Source organism: Ruegeria sp. AD11(2025) (genome assembly GCF_056542405.1).
The window spans coordinates 291,029-308,213 of the sequence record NZ_JBQFZU010000003.1 but is presented as its reverse complement, the minus strand read 5'-3'; the positions used below and the strand labels follow the sequence as shown (position 1 = coordinate 308,213).

Sequence of the window (17,185 nt, the reverse complement as noted above, 5' to 3'; positions counted from 1 at the left end):
GTCTGCAAACATTAAGCAGGCTTGAATTTGCGCATCAACCCATCCAAACAGGGATCAAACAGAAACAGGAGGGCAGGGTGAGTACCGCAGACCTACACCCGATGGCCACGGGGCATATTCCGTCCTACGTGACCCATGCGGACGGCAGTGATTTTCTTTTGACGTTCATGTTCGTTTTTACTGTTGTCGTAATCATTCTGATCGGCGTGGGATATTTCACCCTGCACTCGATCCCCGAGAAGATCGCGCATGAATCCAATCACCCTCAGTTTCAGCTGGTCGGCATTCTGGCCCTGTTGGCGCTGTTTACCCATAACGGTCTTTTCTGGGTTGCCGCCATTCTGGTGGCCGGGTTCCAGTTCCCCGATGTGGCCGCTCCGCTGAGGGCCATTGCCGACGCGATCCGATCTTTGGGCAAACAGGACCAGTCGGAACCCGCCCCGGCCCAGCCGACCGAACCCGCCGCGCAGCAGGAGCAGTAAGACATGCTTGAGACTTTGATGTGTGCGCTGGTAACGGTGCTGCCCGACTATCTGTTTCGCCGGTTTGTTCAGGGCAAGCGGATCGGTCATGAAATCACGCTGTTCACCATGTGGTATGAACTGCGCTGGGGCCTTACCACTTGTGCCATTCTGGCGCTGACGGTTATCACCACTCTGTTTTACTTCCACCCGGCCAGTAAGACAGCGGCATCCTATTTCCGCACGGTGACGATCCTGCCACAACTGGGTGGCCGTGTGTCCGAGGTGTATGTCTCCAACAACCAGCGGGTCGTGGCGGGCCAGCCGATCTTTCGGATCGAGGATTTCACCCAGACCGCCATGGTCGAAGCTGCCCATGCACAGATCGCGCAGGTTCAGGCCTCGTTGAAAGTTGCGGAAACCGATCTGGCCGAGGCCGAAGCAGGTATTGCCGGTGCCCGCGCCGCGCTGGATCAGTCGCTTGAGGATCTGGAACGCAACACCACGCTGCGCGACGAAGGGTCCAGCGCTGTAAGACTGGCCGAGATCGACAGGCTGGAAAACCTCGTGGCCGAGCGCGAGGCGCAATTGAGGGCGGCAGAGTCGCAACGCGCGGCTGTGGTTCAACAGATCGAAGAACTGATCCCGGCCCAACTGGCCAGCGCCAACGCGCAGCTGGATGCTGCGTTGACTGAACTGGACAAGACCGTGATCAGTGCCGGTGTGACGGGCCGGGTCGAACAATTCGGCCTGCAGGTTGGCGACTATGTCAGCCCGCTGCTGCGCCCGGCGGGTATCTTGGTGCCTTCGTCTTCGGGCCACAACCGATTCCAGGCCGCGTTCAACCAGATGTCGGCGCAGGTCATCAAGCCCGGCATGATCGGAGAGCTGGGCTGTATGACCAAGCCCTTCACTGTAATCCCGATGGTTGTGGTCGAGGTTCAGGACGTGATCCCTTCCGGGCAAATCCGCCCCTCGGACGAATTGCGGGATGTGCAAGCCAACACCAATCCGGGCTCGATTTTGGTCTATATGGAGCCTCTGTACAAAAACATGGCCGATGACATTCCTCCGGGCAGCAATTGTCTGGCCAACGTCTATACCGACAATCACGAACGGTTGGAGCATGAGGATTTGGGTTTTTGGCACAGCGTCGTGTTGCATGTGATCGACACGATTGGCGTCGTCCATGCTGCGGGTTTGCGGCTGCGTCTGATCCTGATGCCGGTGAATACGCTGGTTTTGACGGGGCATTGATCCTTCGGTCAGCGGAAATGAAGAAAACGCCTTGCCTTAGCGGGGCGTTTTCATTTGGTTGCGTCTTGTGAACTGGATGCCTCATTGCTCTTTGCTTCCAGCAAGTTGGGCACAAGCCGTTCACTGAACCCGGCCAGAATGCAGACAAATGACAGCCAGTAGGGGGCAGGTTGAATCTCGGTCTGCCCTGAGGCGCCCGAGCCAGAGAACAAACCCTGCAGAATCCCGGCCTTGATACCGAAATACAGGATCAAAGCACCAAGAGCCCCGACAGCGACACGCTGAAATGCGTAGACCCAATGGATGTACCAATCAACGCGCGGGTCCACCTTCATGCTTTGCAGTCTGACGGTGGTCGAGAACAACGCGCCGATACTGCCCATCATCAACGCTAAGCTGATCTCCTCTGAGTCGAAACTGAATACGGATACGACGTTCAAGCACGCCAGTAAGAAGCTTAACAAAATTATCAGCGCAACCAGGATGATATTCACAGAAAGATGTATGACACGCCCCCGGTTGCTGAGCCGGGACGCCAAACGGTCGCGAAGCCCGTCAAGCGATGTCATTGCCGTTTCTTCCTGACCCAGAAGAGCCTGCGCAATGCACCTGGCAAGTTCGCGTTCGTAGAAGACCAAGTTCTCTGCTTTTTGGGCGGGCATAGGCCGTTCCGAACGCCACGCGCCGAACCGTGTTAGGATTTGGATAAGGTGATTGAACTCGGCAATTTCAGACCCCAGTTTCAGATAGGCCATTTTTTGTTTGCACGCCTGTTCCGGGGCATCGCAAAAGAACGGTGAAATACCAAAGCGTGTCTTGTAGATTTTGAACTCATTGACCGCCCAGAGGATATCCAGAACTTCTCGGCCTCTGGGGTCGAGCCCACCGGCTTTCAGGTCTTTGAGCTTGAATTCCATCTCAGTAAAACTGTTCGGATCGTTCAATGTGTCTTCTGGTTCGGGCTCCATAATATCAACCCGAATGACCAATTTTGTTAAATGCCCCGCTAGGATAGCACAGGTGCCATTTCCCGCCAAATTTGGCGAACGAGGCCGCATCAAGTCGCCTTTTGGGCGAGGTGATTTGTGGTTGCAAAAGATCAGCGACCAGCAAACCACTGAGGTCACCGGGTTTGGGTGCGAACGATTGAACTTAGCCAACCTCGTGCGCCTATCCCCGCCCTGTTAGCTCTTAATCAAGAGCAATAAAAAAGGGCCCGCCAAAAGGCCGGCCCTCTATAGTTTGGTGATCGGCAGATTACTGCGGGATCTCGCCTTCCAGCCCTTCGACATAGAAGTTCATGCCTGCCAGCGTACCGTCATCGGCGGTTTCGCCCTCGGCCAGCCAGTCGCTGCCGTCCTGCATTTTCAGCGGGCCGGTGAAGGGGTGGTATTCGCCGGCGGCCATGGCAGCCTTGAGTGCCAGTGCCTCTTCCTTGACGTCGGCCGGAACCGCGTCGGAAATCTCACCGATCTCAACCATGCCCTGCGCAATACCGTCCCAGGTGTTCACGGTTGCCCACGAACCGTCCATGACGGCCTGAGTGCGTGCAATGTAGTATGGCGCCCAGTTGTCGATGATCGACGACACGCGCGGGAACGGAGCGTATTCGCTCATGTCCGAGGCTTGGCCGAAGGTGATCACGTTACCCGCCTCTTGCGCCGCCGCCTGCGGCGCGGTCGAGTCGGTGTGTTGCAAGATCACATCCGCGCCCTGTTCGATCAGAACGGTGGCCGCGTCAGCTTCTTTCGCAGGATCGAACCAAGTGTAGGCCCAGACGATCTTGAACTCGACATCCGGGTTTACTTTTTTGGCGTGGATGTAGGCCGAGTTTATGCCGCGGATCACTTCGGGGATCGGGTACGAGCCGATGTAGCCGATGATATTGGACTTGGTCATCTTGCCCGCGATGTGGCCCTGAACGGCGCGGCCTTCGTAGAAACGGGCCGAGTAGACCGAGACGTTGTCGGCGGTTTTGTAGCCGGTCGCGTGCTCGAACTTCACGTTCGGGAATTTCTTTGCCACGTTGATGGTCGGGTCCATGTAACCGAACGAGGTAGTGAAGATCAGATCGGCTCCTTCCAGCGCCATCTGCGTCATCACACGCTCAGCGTCTGGGCCTTCGGGTACCGATTCAACGAACACGGTTTCGACCTTGTCGCCAAAATGCTCTTCGACCGCCAGCCGACCTTTGTTGTGCTCATAGGTCCAGCCGCCGTCACCCACCGGGCCGACATAGACGAAACCGACCTTGGTCTTGTCTTCGGCCATGGCGCCAGTGGCCAGACCAAGCGCTATGGCGGCGCTTGTCAGAAGTGTAGTGAATTTCATGTGTTACTCCCCAAGTTGATTTAGTTGGCCCCTAGTGCGAGGCGTGGAAGATCCGACCCAATGAGGCAGGTGCGCTGCTCTTGTCGGCTGAAAGGATCACAAGCACAAGGATCGTGATGATATAGGGCGACATTGCCAGATACTCGACTGGAATGGCAACGCCCGCCGCCTGCAAATTAAGCTGCAACACGGTGATTCCGCCGAACAAATAAGCACCCAGCAGTGCGCGCCATGGTTTCCAACTGGCGAACACCACCAGCGCCAGGGCGATCCAGCCAACGCCGGCTGTCATGCCCTCGGTCCACTGCGGGACGCGGATCAGGCTGATATAGGCGCCGCCAAGGCCCGCGCAGGCGCCCCCGAAAAGGATCGCCAGGATGCGGATCTTGATGACCTTGTAGCCAAGCGCGTGGGCTGCATCGTGGTTTTCGCCCACCGCACGCAAGATCAGGCCGACACGAGTGTATTTCAGTGTGGCCCAAACGGCTGCGGTCAGGGCAATGCCGACATAGAGGATCGGATCATGCTGGAACAGGATCGGTCCGATCACCGGGATATCGCTGATCAGTGGGATGTGGATATCACCCATGCTGGGAGGTTTAACCCCGACATAGCTTTGCCCCAGTAGGGCGCTGAAACCGAGTCCAAACAGGGTCAACGCAAGGCCACTGGCGACCTGATTGGCCAGTGCAAACTGCGTTAGCAGCACGAACAGCAAGGACAGCACAGCACCGCCGATAGCCGCTGCGATGAAGCCCAGCCAAGGGGACCCGGTCTCGACCGAGATCGCAAAGCCACTGATTGCACCGACGATCATCATGCCCTCGACGCCGAGGTTCAGAACACCCGCTTTTTCGACAACCAGCTCCCCGATCGCGGCCAACAGCAGGGGGGTTGCGGCGACCATCAGCGAGGCGACCAGAAGTACGGGATTGATTTCGCCAAGGTCCATGGGTCACTCCTTGACCAGAAAGAGGAAGACAGACGCAGCGCTTGCCGCAAGACATACAAACATCGGGACGAGCCGGGTAAAGAATCCAAACTGCTCGGGCCAAGGGCCACTTAGGCGCTCCGTGAGTTTATTCATCGGGTGAAACAGGACGGCAATCAGTACTCCGGCGGTTATCCGAGCCGTATCGAAACTGTTGGTTGCCAACTCGGTCAATAGCAGGACGCATCCCATGAAAATTGGAAAGAGCAGTCCGAGACTTGCATGAATAATCGACGCGCGGCGATCCGCCTGAATGGCAGAGACTAAGGTATTCATCACGCCACCTCGCTGCGGGCCGCACGGATGCGGTAGTTTGTCAGAAGATCGAATGCCAGCAGGAAGAACAGCAGCATCCCTTGGAAAACTTGAATGGCAGCAGCGGGCAGACCCAGCTGCGACTGGGCGATTTCGCCACCGATATAGGTCAGCGCCATCAGGCCACCCGCCAGCAGGATACCCACCGGATGCAGGCGACCAAGGAAGGCCACGATGATCGCGGTAAAGCCGTAACCGACGTTAAAGTCGATGCTAACCACACCCGAAGGACCAGAGACTTCGAACATCCCTGCCAGACCGGCCAACGCACCGGACAGGCCCAGACAGAACAGGATCAGGCGCGCCGGGTTCACACCGGCGAACTTGGCTGCGCGGGGCGCTTCACCCGTTAGTCGGATGTGGAAGCCCAGCATATGCCGGTTCAGAAGGACATAGGCAAAGATTACAGCGATCAATGCCGTCACCACGCCCCAGTGCATCCCTGATCCCGCAATCAACTCGGCGTTATGAGCGCTGTCATAGGATTGCAGGTTGCGCGAGCCGGGAAAGCCGAACCCTTCGGGGTTCTTCAGCAGGCCCAGCGAGACCGAGGCCAGCATCTGCTCGGCCACATAGACAAGCATCAGCGAGACGAGGATCTCGTTGGTGCCGAAGCGAACCTTGAGGAAAGCCGGGATCATCGCCCAGAGCCAGCCGCCGAACGCCCCTGCGATCACCATGATCGGGAAGATGTACAACGCATCCAGCGGGTAGAAGGCCAGACCGGCACCAGCGCCAAAAATGGCACCCATGATGTACTGTCCTTCGGCGCCGATGTTCCAGATGCCAGCGCGGAAGCCCAACGACAAACCGATCGCAATCAGCACCAATGGCGCACCTTTAACCAGCAGTTGCGGGCGGTAGTAAAATGCGAACTCACCAAACAAAGGCTCCCAGAAGATCGTACCGATGGCTTCGACCGGGTTTTTGCCCAAAATGGCGAACAGGATGCCGCCAAACACCATCGTTGCCAGTACCGCGACCAGTGGGGTGGCATAGGACCAGGCCTTGGACGGCTGTGGCCGTTTCTCCAACACTATCATCTGCTCACACCCCCGTTTTCAGCTCTTGTTTTGTATTAGACATGGGCCACCTCCATGCCATGCGCACCGCCCATCATCAGGCCGATCTCATCAACCGTCAGGCCGGTGGTCGGGCGCGGGGCACTCAGGCGGCCTTCGTTCAGGGCCGCGAAGCTGTCCGAGATTTCCATCAACTCGTCCAGGTCCTGAGAGATACAGACTACCGCCGTGCCTTTGGCCGCGAGATCCAGAATGGCCTGCCGGATCGAGGCCGCCGCTGCCGCGTCCACGCCCCAGGTTGGCTGGTTCACCACCAGAACGTCCGGGTTTTGCAGGACTTCGCGACCGATCACGAATTTCTGCAGGTTGCCGCCTGACAGCGAGCGCGCTGCGTTCTCCGGGCCCGGTGTACGGACGTCAAAGGCGCTGATGATTTTCTCGGCAAAGCTTTTGGTCTCGTTCCATTTCAGGAAACCGTTGTTCTCAAGCCCTTCGCGAACCGATCCGGTGAGCAGGGCGTTTTCGGTCAGGCTCATGTCTGGCGCCGCCGCATGACCCAGCCGTTCTTCAGGGGCGGTCAGCACGCCCAGCTTCCGCCGCGCAGTGGGGCCGAGTTTGCCGATGCGTTGGCCGTTGAACTTGATCGCATCAGCGGTTGTCGGGATTTCGCCCGACAACACGCCCAGCAACTCGTCCTGTCCGTTTCCGGCAACGCCGCCAATGCCCAGAACCTCGCCCTTGCGGACCGTCATGTGGATATTGCGCAACGCCGTGCCGAATTCGGACGGCGAAGGCACTGAGAGTCCGCTGACATCCAGCGCCACCTCACCGAATTCACGGCCGGACCGTTCCGGTGTCTGTAGGGTTGAGCCGACCATCATTTCGGCCATGTCACGCGCCGAGGTCTCGGCCGGAACGCATTCGCCCACATTCTTGCCCAGACGCAGAATCGTGGCATGGTCACACAGGGTCCGGATTTCTTCCAGCTTGTGCGAAATATAAAGTATCGAGGTGCCTTCGGACCGCAACTTGTTCAGTGTCTCAAACAGGATTTCCACCTCCTGCGGCGTCAGAACCGAGGTCGGCTCGTCCATGATCAGCAGCTTAGGGTCCTGCAACAAACAGCGGATGATCTCGACCCGCTGGCGTTCACCTGCGGACAGGTCGCCAACAGTGCGGAAGGGATCCAGCGGTAGGCCGTAGGTCTCGGACACTTCCCGAATACGCGAGGCCAAATCGCCCATAGCCGGCGGGTTCTCCATTCCCAGGGCTATATTCTCGGCCACGTTCAGCGCGTCGAACAGCGAGAAGTGCTGGAACACCATCGCGATCCCGTCAGCCCGTGCCGCGCGCGGTTCGGGGGGGGAGAAGGACTGGCCGCGCAACAGCATCGTTCCGCTGTCCGGTTTCACCAGACCATAGATCATTTTCACCAGCGTGGATTTACCCGCGCCGTTTTCACCCAGCAGCGCATGAACTTCGCCCTCACCGATGTCAAAGGACACCTGATCATTAGCCACGACGCCGGGATAGGCTTTGGTCAGCCCTTGCAAACTTAATAGCGGAGTAGTCACGCGCTCAGGTCCTTCTTCAACTCGTTCTGCCTGGCCGGGCGCAAAAGCTGCGCGGCGACGCCGACGGCGATCATCTGCGGGTGTTTGCCCAAGCCGGGATTACCGATCGGGCAGGTGATCCGACCGATCCGTTCGGGTGAATGCCCGAGGGCCGCCAGCCGTGAACGGAACCGCGCCCATTTCGTAGCCGAGCCGATCAGGCCAGCAAAGCGGAAATCATGCGAAAGCAGCCGGTTGCACAGCTCTAGATCCAAAGTGTGTGAATAAGTAAGCACTAGATGCTCGGCATCGCGCGGCGCATGGTGAACCAGCTCTCCTGGTTTGGCGGCTGGAACCGGCGTCACACCAGTTGGAATCTTATCCGGAAATCGTTCGGGGCCGGTATCGACCCAGGTAATTGCAAGACCGGGAAGGGGGGACAACACATCCGCCAACGCGCGACCTACATGACCAGCGCCCCAGATCCACAGATTACGGGATGGCTTATGCACCGGCTCAACCATCCATCCGTCGATCAGTTGCGGTTGGGGCGCGACGCCCTGTCCGCGCGCGGCCGCCAACAGGCGTTTGACCGACAGGGGCATGTCACTGCCCGACGGGGAACGCGCGATAACAGTATCATCGAGCGCATTCATATCGTCTTGGTCATAGATCTCGCTCAGCAATGAGACCACACCGCCGCAGCATTGGCCCATGTCTGGACCAAGTGCGTGATGTGTCAGGCGGCAAGGCGTGATTTGACTCCGCGCGGCCTCAGTCGCCTGAAACTCCAGCGTGCCGCCGCCGATGGTTCCGCTTTGCCCGTCCTCCCAAACCAGCATTGCTGCACCAACCTCGCGTGGGGATGACCCTTTAATTGCAGCGATGACCACTCGGGTGACTCTCCCATGGATTCTGACCGCCTCCCTTAAAGCCTCTCGATCAAATCCCATCAGGCTCCTCCCTTTACCCTTTGGACACCGCGCCAAACCTCTTCTGCCGTGGCGGGGGCATCCAGCGCGGGATAGCAGTCACCGCAAGCCGCCACCGCGTTCGACAGGGCGAGCCAAGCGGATATGCCCAGCATGAATGGCGGCTCTCCCACTGCTTTCGAGCGATAGATCGTGTCCTCGCGGTTCGCGCCATCCCAAAGCGCGACGTTGAAAATGTCGGGCCGGTCAGAACAGGCCGGAATCTTGTAGGTCGACGGAGCATGGGTGCGCAGATTACCCTTGCCGTCCCAGACCAGTTCCTCGGTGGTCAGCCAGCCCGCGCCTTGCACGTAACCGCCTTCGACCTGCCCGATATCCAGCGCCGGGTTCAGCGACGCGCCTGCATCATGCAGGATATCGGTGCGCAGGATACGGTTCTCACCGGTCAGCGTATCGACTGCGACCTCGGTAACAGATGCACCGTAGGCGAAATAGAAGAATGGTCGACCGCGTCCAGCGATTCGGTCCCATTCGATCTTGGGGGTCTTGTAGAAACCAGTCGCCGAAAGGCTGATCCGACCCTGATAGGCCAATGCGGCAGCTTCGGCGAAGGTATAGCGTTCAGCACCAACCGAAACGTGGCCGTCCGAGAATATAACTACTGACGGGTTGGCCTGATGCCGCTCGGCCAGATACTCGGCCATCCGGTCGCGGAGCGTGTCGCAGGCGGCTTTCACCGCCATGCCGTTTAGGTCACTGCCCGAAGACGCTGCCGTCGCCGAGGTGTTGGGTACCTTGGCCGTATCCGTCGCGGTGATCTTGATCATCTCAAGTGGGATGCCAAAACGCGATGCAGCCACCTGTGCGACCTTCTGGAACAGTCCCTGACCCATCTCGGTACCACCATGATTCAGGTGGACCGAGCCGTCCTGATACACGTGCACCAACGCACCCGCCTGATTGAGGTGGGTCAGCGTGAAGGAAATCCCGAACTTGACCGGAGAAAAGGCGATGCCCTTCTTGATCACGCTATTCTCGGCGTTCCATTTCTCAATCGCCGCCTTGCGCGCAGTATAGTCGCTGGACTTGAGCAATGCCTCCGTCATGGCGTGCAGCTCAAAATCGGTGACTTCCATACCATAAGGCGTTGTATTGCCGCCTTCCGGCACCGGACGGACAGGCGGAGCGGTCTCAACCTGTTCGACAGCGCCCAAGCTTGTCAGATCCTCATGTGGATCTACACGTTCTAACGGACGCTTTTCCAGATGCTCGGCTTCTATGGTTGGCGCATGCGCGGGTTCATAGTAGTTCCGGCGGCGCAGTTCGACTGGGTCCATTCCCAACGCATAGGCTGCGTGGTCCATTACCCGTTCGATCGCGATCATGCCCTGCGGGCCGCCGAAGCCGCGATAGGCGGTCGCGGATTGGGTGTTGGTTTTCAGCCGGTGGCTTTCAATTCGCGCGTTCGGCAGCAGATAGGCGTTGTCGGAGTGCAGCATCGCGCGGTCGGCGACAGGTAGGGACAGGTCCTGCGCCCAGCCGCAGATGGCATGTTGCAGGAAGGATACCCCCTGTATATGGCCGTGCTCATCAAACCCGGCGCGATAGGAAATCCGGAACGCATGACGCTTGCCTGTGATGACCATGTCATCATCACGATCGTAACGCATCTTGCAGGCCTTGCGGGTCGCACGCGCAGCAACGGCACAGGCCACGGCCAACGCATTGCCCTGGCTTTCCTTGCCACCGAACCCGCCACCCATGCGGCGGGTTTCGACCCGGATGGCGTGCATCGGAACGCCCAAAGCATCCGCCACCTTGTGCTGAATCTCGGTCGGATGCTGGGTCGAGCTGTAGACCAGCATATCCGCGCCCTCATTCGGCACGGCTAGGGCGGCCTGACCCTCCAGATAGAAGTGTTCCTGCCCGCCGAGTTCAAAGCCCCCTTCAATCACATGGGCCGCGCCCGCAATGGCAGCATCCGCGTCGCCTTTGGCATAGATGCGCGGGCCTTCTTCGAACCGGCTGTCGGCGGCAAGCGCGTCTTCAACCGTCAGGATCGGGGTTTCTTCGTCATAGTCGATCTTGCCCAGCCGCGCGGCCTTGCGGGCGGCCAGATGGCTGGTGGCGACAACCAGAAACACGGGCTGGCCGATGTAATGAACGGTGCCGTCCGACAGCAATGGCTCATCATGGATCGAGGGCGAAACGTCATTGGCGAAAGGCAGATCCTCGGCCGTCATCACCATCACGACACCTTGAGCGGCTTTCACGGCTGTCAGGTCCATCGAGGTGATCTTACCCTTGGCAATCGGGCTAAGGCCGAATGCCAGGTGCAGAGAGTCCTTGGGCGTCGGAATGTCGTCCACGTATCGCGCCGCGCCGGATACATGTAGCGGCGCCGCGTCATGGGGGAGGGGTTTGGTCACGCTCACGCCGACACCTCCAACACGTTGGTCACTTCGCCCTGATCTTCCAGGAAGTAACGTTCCAGCATCGCTTTGGCCGTTTCCAGACGATAGGTGGCGGAGGCACGCATGTCCGTCATCGGAGTGAAATCATCCGCAAACGCCGGGATCGCAGCTTGAATGGTCTCGCGCGTCCAGGGCTTGCCGGTCAGTGCAGCTTCGACATTCGAGGCGCGCTTTGGAATGCCGGCCATGCCGCCGAACGCGATACGCGCATCGGTGACCACGCCATCCGTCACCGTGATATTGAAACACCCGCAAACGGCCGAAATATCCTGATCGAACCGTTTGCTGAGTTTGTAAGCTTTCAAACGATCTTCCTGACGGGCGAAACTGACCGCTTCGACGAACTCGCCCGGCGCGCGGTCCTGCTTGCCGTAGTCGACGAAGAACTCTTCCAGCGGGATCGACCGGCGCTCATTTCCCTTGCGCAGATGCAAGGTAGCGTCCAGCGCGATCAGGGCAGGCGGGTTGTCTCCAATGGGTGAGCCATTGGCGATGTTGCCACCGACGGTCGCGGCATGGCGCACCTGTACACTGGCATAGCGGCGGATCATTTCTGCATAAGAGGAGTGGAGATCGGCCAGCGCGTCGCCCATACGATTCATATCGACCATGGCACCGAAACGGACCTCCTCATCGGTAATCGAAATCTGTTTCAGATCATCACAACGATTGAGGAAAATGACCGGGTCCAGATCACGCAGTTGCTTGGTAACCCAAAGCCCCACATCCGTTGCTCCGGCGATCAGAGTGGCATCAGGGTTCTCGGCGTATACAGCCGCCAACTCGTCGGACGAACCGGGCAACATCGGTGATGCCTGCACTGTAATCGGATTATCTTTGACCCAAACCGGAACCGGCTGTTCTTCGGCCGCTTTCGCCGCACGAATGATCGGGGCGTAGCCCGTGCAGCGGCACAGGTTGCCGGCAAGCTGGGTGTCGTGATCGGTCGCGCCGTTCGCATGCCCGGTGACCATCGACATCACAAACCCGGGGGTGCAGAAGCCGCATTGCGAACCGTGCAGGTCTACCATCGCCTGTTGCACGGGGTGGGCCTCTCCGTTCGGGCCGCTTGCGCCTTCGACGGTGCGCACCGCCTTGCCATGCAATTGGGGCAAAAACAGGATGCACGAGTTCAGTGCCTTTGCCCCGTCCTCATCTGTCACCATGACGGTGCAGGCCCCGCAATCGCCCTCGTTGCATCCTTCCTTGGTGCCGGTCAGGCCGCGATCCTCGCGCAGCCAGTCCAGCAGGGTCGCTGTCGGATCGACATCCGCCAGTTCCACGGTCTCTCCGTTCAGAAGAAACGTGATGTTCATTCGAGAAACCCGTCGCCTTACCCGGTTGCGCCCTTGGGTGCCCTCCTTCGATGCGACGTAGAAAGAGTGGCGGGCGAATAGCTTGCCGTCAGATGTTAGGAACAGGGCAGGTTCTCTGGCAAGAAAAACTGCCTAAATAATATACCATTGGACCCGATCGGCCTGTGAATGTCACGTTTGTGTAGAAGGCAGTCGCTTGAAAATAAAGCTTTTTTAGAAAGGGCGCCGGATCGTGCCCGAAGCTCCTTCTGGAAAAGCCGAATAATCCACTTTGATTTTTTTGGCATTCCGAGGTGTCAGTTCCCGCTTTTGCCGCGCTGCTGGCTGGGATAGCGTACGGGGCATGAGCAGTACTCCTCGATTCATTCACCTCCGCGTTCACACCGAATATTCCCTGCTAGAAGGCGCTGTGCGGCTGAAAAAGCTGCCCGCCCTGTGCGAGAAGATGGAGATGCCTGCCGTCGCAGTGACGGACACCAATTCGATGTTCTCGGCGCTGGAGTTTTCCGTGACTGCCAGCGGAGCCGGAGTACAGCCGATCATGGGGTGTCAGGTGGATTTGACCTATCTGAAGGCACAGCCGGGTGAAAAGCCAAAAGCCCCTGCGCCGCTGGTGCTGCTGGCGCAGTCCGAGGTGGGGTATGAGAACCTGATGAAGCTCAGCTCGTGCCTCTATGTGGACAAGGGCGGGCAACTGCCGCAGGTCAGGGTGGAGGAACTTGCGGATCGTTCGGACGGTTTGATCTGTTTGACGGGCGGGCCGGATGGGCCGGTTGGAATGCTGCTACAACAGGGACAGCGCCCGGCGGCTGAGGCACTGGTGGATCGGCTGGCGGGGATGTTCCCGGATCGCCTTTACATCGAGCTTCAGCGCCATCCGGGTGAAGACGGTCAGCCCGAGGCCGAACGTCTGACCGAGCGTGGTCATGTCGAGATGGCTTATGCCAAGAACTTGCCGCTGGTTGCTACGAACGACGTCTATTTCCCGACGACGGACATGTATGAGGCCCATGACGCGCTGATCTGTATCGCAGAGGGTGCTTATGTCGATCAACAACAGGGCCGCCGCCGCCTGACTGCGCAGCATTATTTCAAGTCACAGCAGGAAATGGTCACTCTGTTTGCCGATCTGCCAGAGGCTATCGAGAACACAGTCGAGATCGCAAAACGTTGCGCCTTCATGGCCTATCGCCGCGACCCGATCCTGCCGAAATTCGCCGATGATGAGGTCGCTGAACTGCGCCGAATTGCCAATGAAGGCCTGCAGAAACGTCTGGCTGTAATCCCGCATGCGGTGACGCCCGAGGAATACCAGAAGCGTCTGGATTTCGAACTGGGCATTATCGAAGGCATGGGATTTCCCGGATACTTCCTGATCGTTGCCGACTTTATCCAATGGGCCAAGGATCACGACATTCCGGTGGGGCCGGGGCGGGGGTCCGGTGCGGGTTCACTGGTGGCTTACGCGCTGACGATTACCGATCTTGATCCGCTGCGCTATTCGCTGCTGTTCGAACGGTTCCTGAACCCGGAACGGGTCTCGATGCCCGACTTCGATATCGACTTCTGCATGGATCGTCGCGAAGAGGTGATCCGTTACGTACAGCAGAAATACGGGCGCGATAAAGTGGGGCAGATCATCACCTTCGGTGCCTTGTTGTCAAAGGCGGCCGTGCGCGATATCGGACGTGTACTGCAAATGCCTTACGGGCAGGTGGATCGCTTGTCCAAGATGATCCCGGTCGAGGGCGTAAAGCCAGTCTCCATCGAAAAAGCGCTGAAAGACGAACCGCGACTGCGCGAAGAGGCGCGCAACGAAGAGGTTGTGGATCGTCTGCTGACTTACGGCCAACAGGTCGAGGGTCTGCTGCGAAACGCCTCGACCCACGCGGCTGGGGTTGTGATAGGAGATCGTCCGCTGGACGCACTTGTTCCGCTCTATCAGGATCCGCGTTCGGACATGCCTGCGACGCAGTTCAACATGAAATGGGTCGAACAGGCCGGCCTGGTGAAGTTTGACTTTCTGGGCCTGAAAACGCTGACCGTCATCCAGAACGCGATGGATTTGATCTTCAAATCCGGGCGTCCCCTGCATGTGGCGGCGGATGGTACGGAACTCTATGAACCCGCCGAAGGGGCCGAGAATCAGATCAACGCAATCCCGCTGGATGATGAGGCGACGTATAAACTCTATTCGGCGGCCAAAACTGTAGCGGTGTTCCAGGTTGAATCCTCGGGTATGATGGATGCGCTCAAGCGCATGAAGCCCACCTGTATCGAGGATATTGTCGCCCTCGTGGCGTTGTACCGCCCCGGCCCGATGGAGAACATCCCGACCTATTGCGAGGTCAAGAATGGGCTGCGCAAGATCACGTCCGTACATCCGCTGATCGACCATATCCTTGAAGAAACGCAAGGGATCATCGTTTATCAGGAACAGGTGATGCAGATCGCGCAGGTGATGGCCGGGTACTCGTTAGGCGGGGCCGACCTGCTGCGCCGGGCGATGGGTAAGAAGATCAAAGAGGCGATGGACGCCGAGCGCCCGAAATTCGAAAAGGGCGCGGGCGAGAATGGCGTCGATGCCAAGAAGGCCAGCGAAGTCTTCGACCTGTTGGAAAAATTCGCCAACTACGGTTTCAACAAATCCCACGCCGCAGCCTATGCGGTGGTCAGCTATCAGACAGGGTGGTTGAAGGCGAACCACCCGGTCGAGTTTATGGCGGGTGTCATGAACTGCGATATCCATCTGACCGACAAGCTGGCGATCTATTTCGAAGAAATTCGCAAAGGGTTGGAACTGCCCTATGTGCCGCCCTGCGTGAACCGCTCTCTAGCGACGTTCGATGTGGTTGAAGGACAACTGGTCTATGCGCTGGGCGCGCTGAAAAACGTGGGCGTCGAGGCAATGAAGCTGGTCGTCGATGGGCGCGCTGATAAGCCGTTTGTGAACCTGTTCGACTTCGCCCGCCGGGTAGACCTGAAGAAAGTGGGCAAACGCCCGCTTGAGATGCTGGCGCGTGCCGGGGCGTTCGACCAGCTCGACAAAAACCGCCGCCGCGTCTTCGAAAGCCTCGACCCGCTGGTGCAGTATTCTGCAGCGATCCACGATCAGAAGAACTCGAACCAAGTGTCGCTGTTTGGTGAAGCCGGAGATGACCTACCCGAACCCCGTTTGTCGCCCACGCCGGATTGGTTACCAGCAGAAAGGCTCAGCGAAGAGTTCAAGGCCATTGGTTTTTACCTGTCCGGCCACCCACTGGACGATTACATGCCCGCGTTGAAGCGCAAAGATGTTTTGACTTTGGAGCAGGTTAAGCAACGCATGGAAAAAGAGCGCATCGGTATGGTGAAGTTGGCAGGGGTCGTAGCTGGCCGGCAGGAGCGCAAGTCGGCGAAAGGCAATCGTTTCGCGTTTTGTCAGCTTTCAGATCCAACCGGTGCGTATGAGATCACGCTATTTTCGGAGACGCTGGAGAAATCACGAGAGTTTCTGGAAACCGGGTCGCATGTGGTTGTTACAGCCAAAGCGGAAATGGAAGCAGATCAACTCAAACTGCTAGGGAACTCTGTCGGGCCGGTAGACTCGGTTGTCGCAGAGGCCGGTGCGACGGGGCTTCGCATCTTTGTTGACGCAGCGCCGGCGGTTACAACCGTCGCCAAAGTGCTGGAAGACGCAGCCAGTGTCGCCAAAAGCGCATCGAAAGGCCCGATCCATCTGTGCCTGCTTGATCCGGGCCTGCCGGGCGATGTCGAGATGGATCTGGGTCAGGATTTCCCGATCAACCCGCAGATCAAGGGCGCAATCAAATCGCTGGACGGCGTCACCGAGGTCGAAGAAATCTGAGCCAGCCTTTTGTTGCCACAGCGTTTTTGCGCGGCTAGGCTGTGATCATTGCCTCATTTGGGGCGTGTCACAGGAGGGCACCGGTATGGCAATTTCTACTTTTGGAGTAAGAACTCTGACCTTTGCGGCGGCAGCGTCGCTGGCATTGGTCTCGGCGTCTGCGGGATTGGCAGATGACAAGGATGACAAAAAGAAAAAGACGATCGAAGGCGCGCTGATCGGAGCGGGCGTCGGGGCGTTGGTCGGCGACGGCAAGGGCGCTGCGATTGGTGGCGTGGCAGGGGCAATTATTGGACACAACTGGAAGTGATGTTGATGCGATTCTTTAGACACAGAATATTCGCTTGCGCCGCAATCCTGGTGATTCCGTGTGTGACGTCGGCCGATGATGCGGCTGATCAGATGGTTCAGGACGCCTTGCCTGTGATGCACTATACCTGCGCCTCGATTGCTGAGGAGGCAAATGGTGATGAAGCTTTTGTTGTCGCCGTCGTTGAAAAGATGACGGCCCTATCTCTCCACAATCGCCAGATCAATATCGAAGATCATGCGGCGACTGACGAGGAAAAGGCCCAACTGCGTGAAACATTCATAGCCGCGCTGTCGGAAGGCTGCGCCGCGGATAAGGATGCCCTTTTGGGCGGCGTGGTGGATAACGCTGTGAAAACGACGCTGGGATTGTAATT

Annotated in this window: 14 protein-coding genes; 5 read left to right on the top strand and 9 right to left on the bottom strand. The window is 58.5% G+C overall.

Annotated features, from left to right (window positions below):
* Nucleotides 1-101: 101 nt before the first annotated feature.
* Entirely contained in the window at nucleotides 102-482 is a 381-nt protein-coding gene (locus tag ACR1XY_RS05020) for a hypothetical protein (protein ID WP_480590547.1), read from the top strand.
* A 3-nt stretch (nucleotides 483-485) separates the two neighbouring features.
* Nucleotides 486-1,718 carry an HlyD family secretion protein gene (locus ACR1XY_RS05015; protein ID WP_480590501.1) on the top strand — a complete coding sequence of 411 codons (1,233 nt, stop codon included), beginning with the start codon at nucleotides 486-488 and terminating at the stop codon, nucleotides 1,716-1,718.
* Nucleotides 1,719-1,768: 50 nt separating this feature from the next.
* Here ACR1XY_RS05015 and ACR1XY_RS05010 read toward each other — a convergent pair whose 3' ends face one another.
* From ACR1XY_RS05010 to xdhA, 9 genes are all read right to left on the bottom strand, one after another.
* Nucleotides 1,769-2,686: a hypothetical protein gene (locus ACR1XY_RS05010; RefSeq protein ID WP_480590498.1), complete on the bottom strand. Its 918-nt coding sequence runs from the start codon at nucleotides 2,684-2,686 to the stop codon at nucleotides 1,769-1,771.
* 289 nt (nucleotides 2,687-2,975) lie between these two features.
* On the bottom strand, nucleotides 2,976-4,049 hold the full coding sequence (locus tag ACR1XY_RS05005; protein WP_480590495.1) for a BMP family ABC transporter substrate-binding protein: 1,074 nt from the start codon (nucleotides 4,047-4,049) through the stop codon (nucleotides 2,976-2,978).
* A 31-nt stretch (nucleotides 4,050-4,080) separates the two neighbouring features.
* Nucleotides 4,081-5,001, bottom strand: coding sequence for an ABC transporter permease (locus tag ACR1XY_RS05000; protein WP_480590492.1), 921 nt, complete (start codon nucleotides 4,999-5,001; stop codon nucleotides 4,081-4,083).
* A gap of 3 nt (nucleotides 5,002-5,004) precedes the next feature.
* Nucleotides 5,005-5,316 (bottom strand): hypothetical protein, encoded by a 312-nt coding sequence (locus tag ACR1XY_RS04995; RefSeq protein ID WP_480590489.1) that lies wholly within the window; start codon nucleotides 5,314-5,316, stop codon nucleotides 5,005-5,007.
* The gene (locus ACR1XY_RS04990) at nucleotides 5,316-6,398 is read right to left on the bottom strand and encodes an ABC transporter permease (protein ID WP_480590488.1); all 1,083 of its coding nucleotides are present in this window, start codon (nucleotides 6,396-6,398) and stop codon (nucleotides 5,316-5,318) included. The genes ACR1XY_RS04995 and ACR1XY_RS04990 overlap by 1 nt, the downstream gene beginning before the upstream one ends.
* 35 nt (nucleotides 6,399-6,433) lie before the next feature.
* Entirely contained in the window at nucleotides 6,434-7,951 is a 1,518-nt protein-coding gene (locus tag ACR1XY_RS04985; protein WP_480590485.1) for an ABC transporter ATP-binding protein, read from the bottom strand.
* A complete protein-coding gene (gene xdhC / locus ACR1XY_RS04980) occupies nucleotides 7,948-8,883 on the bottom strand; it encodes a xanthine dehydrogenase accessory protein XdhC (protein ID WP_480590483.1) in 936 nt (311 codons plus the stop codon). Before xdhC ends, ACR1XY_RS04985 begins: the two co-directional genes overlap by 4 nt.
* Nucleotides 8,883-11,297: a xanthine dehydrogenase molybdopterin binding subunit gene (gene xdhB, locus ACR1XY_RS04975; protein WP_480590480.1), complete on the bottom strand. Its 2,415-nt coding sequence runs from the start codon at nucleotides 11,295-11,297 to the stop codon at nucleotides 8,883-8,885. The genes xdhC and xdhB overlap by 1 nt, the downstream gene beginning before the upstream one ends.
* Nucleotides 11,294-12,652, bottom strand: coding sequence for a xanthine dehydrogenase small subunit (gene xdhA, locus ACR1XY_RS04970; protein ID WP_480590477.1), 1,359 nt, complete (start codon nucleotides 12,650-12,652; stop codon nucleotides 11,294-11,296). Before xdhA ends, xdhB begins: the two co-directional genes overlap by 4 nt.
* A 343-nt stretch (nucleotides 12,653-12,995) precedes the next feature.
* On the opposite strand from xdhA, the gene dnaE reads away from it, so the two are divergent.
* The 3 genes from dnaE to ACR1XY_RS04955 all read left to right on the top strand — a co-directional run bounded on the left by dnaE (nucleotide 12,996) and on the right by ACR1XY_RS04955 (nucleotide 17,183).
* A complete protein-coding gene (dnaE, locus tag ACR1XY_RS04965; protein ID WP_480590474.1) occupies nucleotides 12,996-16,499 on the top strand; it encodes a DNA polymerase III subunit alpha in 3,504 nt (1,167 codons plus the stop codon).
* 85 nt (nucleotides 16,500-16,584) lie between these two features.
* The gene (locus ACR1XY_RS04960) at nucleotides 16,585-16,809 is read left to right on the top strand and encodes a YMGG-like glycine zipper-containing protein (RefSeq protein ID WP_480590471.1); all 225 of its coding nucleotides are present in this window, start codon (nucleotides 16,585-16,587) and stop codon (nucleotides 16,807-16,809) included.
* A gap of 92 nt (nucleotides 16,810-16,901) precedes the next feature.
* Entirely contained in the window at nucleotides 16,902-17,183 is a 282-nt protein-coding gene (locus tag ACR1XY_RS04955; protein ID WP_480590469.1) for a hypothetical protein, read from the top strand.
* The last annotated feature ends 2 nt before the right edge of the window (nucleotides 17,184-17,185 follow it).